This window comes from Streptomyces sp. NPDC056486 (assembly GCF_042795295.1).
Classification (GTDB): domain Bacteria; phylum Actinomycetota; class Actinomycetes; order Streptomycetales; family Streptomycetaceae; genus Streptomyces.
Genome location: NZ_JBHTSF010000294.1, coordinates 1 through 5,131, shown reverse-complemented (window position 1 = coordinate 5,131; position 5,131 = coordinate 1). Strand labels below are relative to the sequence as shown.

The following is a 5,131-nucleotide window of genomic DNA, read 5'->3' as shown; positions in this document are numbered from 1 at the left end:
GGAGGCCACAGAGCGGGTGACGGGAATCGAACCCGCGTAGCTAGTTTGGAAGACTAGGGCTCTACCATTGAGCTACACCCGCACAGCTTGCGCCGCAGTACGTCGAGGACGTCGCTGATCGAGGACATTGCTGATCAGTGACCGCGGCACGGCAAGCATCGTAGCGGGTCGGAGCCCCTCGCCGCACACCCCGTACGTACTCGCGATTAAGCGGGCGCCGCACTGCCTGCGGGCATGTACCCTACGTGTCGCACCGACGGGGTGTGGCGCAGCTTGGTAGCGCGTCCGCTTTGGGAGCGGAAGGCCGTGGGTTCAAATCCCGCCACCCCGACCAGCCAGATCTCTCTCACAAGATCGCATTGTGGGTCGGCTCCCGCTTGCCGTTACTATGCAAGCTGTGTGCCCGTGTGTCTCTGAGCCGGGCTCAATCCCAAGAAGTCAGCCCCAAGGAGACCGAACCGTGAAGAGCGCCGTGGAGACCCTGAACCCGACCCGGGTTCGGCTCACTGTTGAGGTGCCCTTCGAGGAGCTCAAGGAAAGCCTCGACGCGGCCTACAAGAAGATCAACCAGCAGGTCACGGTGAAGGGCTTCCGCAAGGGCAAGATCCCTGCCCGAGTCATCGACCAGCGGTTCGGCCGCGGCGCCGTCCTCGAAGAGGCCGTCAACGACGCGCTCCCGAAGTTCTACACCGAGGCCGTGAACGAGGCCGAGCTCAACGTCCTGGGCCAGCCCGAGGTGGACATCACCGAGCTGAAGGACAACGAGACCCTCAACTTCACCGCTGAGGTCGACATCCGTCCCGCGATCGAGATCCCGGACTACTCCGGCATCGAGGTCGAGGTCGACGCGGTCGAGGTCAGCGACGAGGACGTCGAGAAGGCCGTCGAGGAGCTCCGTGAGCGCTTCGCGTCCACCTCGCCGGTCGAGCGTGCCGCCGTGGACGGCGACGTCGTGACGATCGACCTGGAGGCCAAGGTCGACGGCGAGGTCCTGGAGGACGGCGTCGCTTCCGGCGTCTCCTACACGATCGGCTCCGGCGAGCTCCTCGAAGGCATCGACGAAGCCGTGACGGGCCTGGAGGCCGGTGGCGAGGCCACCTTCACCTCCGAGCTCAAGGGCGGCTCGGCGACCGGCAAGGAGTCCGAGGTGACCGTCAAGGTCACCCAGGTCGCCGCCCGTGAACTGCCCGCCCTGGATGACGACTTCGCGCAGCTCGCGTCGGAGTTCGACACCCTGGACGAGGTCAAGGCGGACAGCCGCAAGCGCCTCGAGAACATGAAGCAGTACGACCAGGCGACCCAGGCCCAGGAGCGCGTCCTGGAGAAGCTGCTCGAGCTGGTCGAGGTCCCCGTCCCCGAGAAGCTTCTCGCGGACGAGATCGAGACCCGCAAGCACAACCTGGTGAACCACCAGCTCGGCCAGATGGGCCTCGACCTCGAGAAGTACCTGGAGATCCAGGGCAAGACCGAGGAAGAGTTCGACGCCGAGACCAAGGAGCAGGCCGAGAAGGGCATCAAGACGCAGTTCGTCCTTGACGAGCTCGTCAACAAGGAGAAGCTGAACGTGAACCAGGAGGAGCTCACCGAGCACCTCATGCGTCGCGCGCAGTCCTCCGGCATGTCCCCCGACCAGTTCGCCCAGGCGGTCGTCGAAGGCGGCCAGGTCCCGATGCTGGTCGGCGAGGTCGCCCGCGGCAAGGCCCTCGCGGTCGTCGTCGAGGCCGCGTCGGTCAAGGACACGAACGGCGAGGTCGTGGACCTCGACGACGAGGACGAGACGGCTGCCGCCGACGGCGAGCAGACCGAGGCGTCCGACTCCGTCGAGGAGAAGGCCGAGAAGACCGAGGCCTGAGCAGCCTCGCTTCACTGAACACACGCTGGGCCCCAGAGACGCATGTCTCTGGGGCCCAGCGCCTTAGGGGCGCGGGGAACCGCGCGCTCAGCCCCCGCAGGGCCGCAGGCGCGTCTGCCGCGTCAGGTCCCACGGCGAGTGCGGCTCGTACGGGGTTGCTCGCGCAGTTCCCCGCGCCCCTGACGGGGCCCTGACGCGCCCCGGGGCGACCCCGGGACCCCGGCTCAAGGCGCCCCGCCAGGACCTGCGCTCACAGCGAACAGCCACCTTTGCGGGATTCCCCGGACGGGGCTGAGCGTTAGGGTCCATGAATACGAGGGCAGGGGAGTCCCCGAAGCCGTCCCGGAGCGGCGAGCACGCGGGGTCCCAAGCCTCAGAAGAAGACGTGAGACGGCCCGGCGCCGTCGTAAGACGAGCAGGTGGATACGTGACGAATCTGATGCCCTCCGCCGCCGGCGACCCCTCCATCGGTGGTGGCCTCGGCGACCAGGTCTACAACCGGCTGCTCGGCGAGCGGATCATCTTCCTCGGCCAGGCCGTGGACGACGACATCGCCAACAAGATCACCGCGCAGTTGCTGCTCCTTGCCGCAGAGCCGGACAAGGACATTTTCCTTTACATCAACAGCCCTGGTGGATCCATCACGGCCGGCATGGCGATCTACGACACCATGCAGTACATCCAGAACGACGTGGTGACGATCGCGATGGGCATGGCGGCCTCGATGGGCCAGTTCCTGCTCAGCGCCGGTACGCCCGGCAAGCGCTTCGCGCTGCCGAACGCCGAGATCCTGATCCACCAGCCCTCCGCAGGACTCGCGGGCTCCGCGTCGGACATCAAGATCCACGCCGAGCGTCTCCTTCTCACGAAGAAGAAGATGGCCGAGCTCACCGCGTTCCACACGGGTCAGACCGTCGAGCAGGTCACCCGCGACTCGGACCGCGACCGCTGGTTCGACCCGCTGGAGGCCAAGGAGTACGGCCTCATCGACGACATCATGCCCAACGCGGCCAGCATGCCGGGCGGCGGCGGCACCGGAGCCTGAGCCTCACCGCTCAGCCCTTCCGAAGCCGACCGAGCCCACGCTCCTCAGGAGACCTACAGAGATGAAGAACTACCCCGGCAGCGGCCTCTACGAGCGCCCCCAGGCCGAGTACACCGGCCCGACCGCCGAATCCCGCTACGTCATCCCGCGCTTCGTCGAGCGCACCTCGCAGGGCGTGCGTGAGTACGACCCGTACGCGAAGCTGTTCGAGGAGCGCGTGATCTTCCTCGGCGTGCAGATCGACGACGCGTCCGCCAACGACGTCATGGCGCAGCTCCTGTGCCTGGAGTCGATGGACCCCGACCGTGACATCTCGATCTACATCAACAGCCCCGGCGGCTCCTTCACGGCGCTCACGGCGATCTACGACACGATGCAGTTCGTGAAGCCCGACGTGTCGACGGTCTGCATGGGCCAGGCCGCGTCCGCCGCCGCCGTGCTCCTCTCGGCGGGTACGCCGGGCAAGCGCATGGCGCTCCCGAACGCGCGCGTCCTGATCCACCAGCCCTACAGCGAGACGGGTCGCGGGCAGGTATCCGACCTGGAGATCGCCGCCAACGAGATCCTCCGGATGCGCGCGCAGCTGGAGGAGATGCTGGCCAAGCACTCCACGACGCCGATCGAGAAGATCCGCGACGACATCGAGCGCGACAAGATCCTCACTGCCGAGGACGCGCTGGCGTACGGCCTGGTCGATCAGATCATCTCCACCCGGAAGATGAACAACGCCTCGGTCGTCTGACGCAGCGATGTAGCATCTGCCGTTCCTTGGCACGGTCCACGTCAAAGTGAACCGTGCCAAGGGGGGCCCGAACGGGGGGCCAGGCAAGGTACCGTCGGATATGAGGCACCAGGAGTCGCTGAACGTGGCGTCTCCCAGGCGAAGGGGAAGCACCTCGTGGCACGCATCGGTGACGGCGGCGATCTGCTCAAGTGCTCGTTCTGCGGGAAGAGTCAGAAGCAGGTCAAGAAGCTCATCGCAGGTCCCGGTGTGTATATCTGCGATGAGTGCATCGACCTCTGTAACGAGATCATCGAGGAAGAGCTCGCGGAGACGAGCGAGGTGCGCTGGGAGGAACTCCCCAAGCCTCGTGAGATCTACGAATTCCTCGAGGGGTATGTCGTGGGCCAGGAGCCCGCGAAGAAAGCCCTCTCGGTAGCGGTCTACAACCACTACAAGCGGGTCCAGGCCGGTGAGACCGGCGGCGCGCAGGGCCGTGACGACGCGATCGAACTCGCGAAGTCCAACATCCTGCTGCTCGGCCCGACCGGCTCCGGCAAGACGCTGCTCGCGCAGACGCTCGCGCGCATGCTGAACGTCCCGTTCGCCATCGCGGACGCGACGGCGCTCACGGAGGCCGGCTATGTCGGCGAGGACGTCGAGAACATCCTCCTGAAGCTCATCCAGGCCGCTGACTACGACGTCAAGAAGGCCGAGACGGGCATCATCTACATCGACGAGATCGACAAGGTGGCTCGCAAGAGCGAGAACCCCTCGATCACGCGCGATGTATCGGGTGAAGGCGTCCAGCAGGCACTGCTCAAGATCCTGGAGGGCACGACCGCCTCGGTTCCACCGCAGGGCGGCCGTAAGCACCCGCACCAGGAGTTCATCCAGATCGACACGACGAACGTGCTCTTCATCGTGGGCGGCGCCTTTGCCGGCCTCGAGAAGATCATCGAGTCGCGGGCGGGCGCGAAGGGCATCGGCTTCGGCGCCACGATCCACTCCAAGCGCGAGCTTCAGGAGAAGGACCGGTTCGAGGACATCATGCCGGAGGACCTGGTGAAGTTCGGGATGATCCCCGAGTTCATCGGCCGCCTCCCCGTGATCACCTCGGTCCACAACCTGGACCGTGAGGCTCTTCTCCAGATCCTGGTGGAGCCGCGCAACGCGCTCGTCAAGCAGTACCAGCGCCTCTTCGAACTCGACGGCGTCGAGCTCGAGTTCGAGCGCGAGGCCCTTGAGGCCATCGCCGACCAGGCGATCCTGCGCCAGACCGGCGCGCGTGGCTTGCGCGCCATCATGGAGGAAGTCCTCCAGTCGGTGATGTACGAGGTCCCGTCCCGCAAGGACGTGGCCCGTGTCGTCATCACGGCGGACGTCGTCCACTCGAACGTGAACCCGACGCTGGTGCCGCGCAACCGCGGTGAGTCCGGCGAACCGCACGAGAAGAGCGCGTAGCGCGCACCTCGCGGGCGCATATGACGGAGCCGCCCGGCAGCGATCACGC

At 66.2% G+C, this 5,131-nt stretch carries 4 protein-coding genes and 2 tRNA genes; 5 read left to right on the top strand and 1 reads right to left on the bottom strand.

Going from position 1 to position 5,131, the window contains the following annotated elements; translation table 11 throughout:
- Positions 1 to 11: 11 nt before the first annotated feature.
- Positions 12 to 82 (bottom strand) — tRNA-Gly (locus ACFQ7F_RS45320).
- A gap of 175 nt (positions 83 to 257) precedes the next feature.
- Here ACFQ7F_RS45320 and ACFQ7F_RS45315 point away from each other — a divergent pair.
- The 5 genes from ACFQ7F_RS45315 to clpX all read left to right on the top strand — a co-directional run bounded on the left by ACFQ7F_RS45315 (position 258) and on the right by clpX (position 5,082).
- A tRNA-Pro gene (locus tag ACFQ7F_RS45315) sits at positions 258 to 334 on the top strand.
- A gap of 126 nt (positions 335 to 460) precedes the next feature.
- Positions 461 to 1,852 carry a trigger factor gene (gene tig / locus ACFQ7F_RS45310; RefSeq protein ID WP_383285470.1) on the top strand — a complete coding sequence of 464 codons (1,392 nt, stop codon included), beginning with the start codon at positions 461 to 463 and terminating at the stop codon, positions 1,850 to 1,852.
- A gap of 439 nt (positions 1,853 to 2,291) precedes the next feature.
- Positions 2,292 to 2,897 (top strand): ATP-dependent Clp protease proteolytic subunit, encoded by a 606-nt coding sequence (locus ACFQ7F_RS45305; protein WP_383285473.1) that lies wholly within the window; start codon positions 2,292 to 2,294, stop codon positions 2,895 to 2,897.
- Between the two features lie 61 nt (positions 2,898 to 2,958).
- Positions 2,959 to 3,639 (top strand): ATP-dependent Clp protease proteolytic subunit, encoded by a 681-nt coding sequence (locus ACFQ7F_RS45300; protein ID WP_383285467.1) that lies wholly within the window; start codon positions 2,959 to 2,961, stop codon positions 3,637 to 3,639.
- A gap of 156 nt (positions 3,640 to 3,795) precedes the next feature.
- Complete coding sequence (gene clpX, locus ACFQ7F_RS45295) at positions 3,796 to 5,082, top strand: ATP-dependent Clp protease ATP-binding subunit ClpX (RefSeq protein ID WP_383285464.1); 1,287 nt, start codon at positions 3,796 to 3,798, stop codon at positions 5,080 to 5,082.
- Positions 5,083 to 5,131 lie beyond the last annotated feature (49 nt).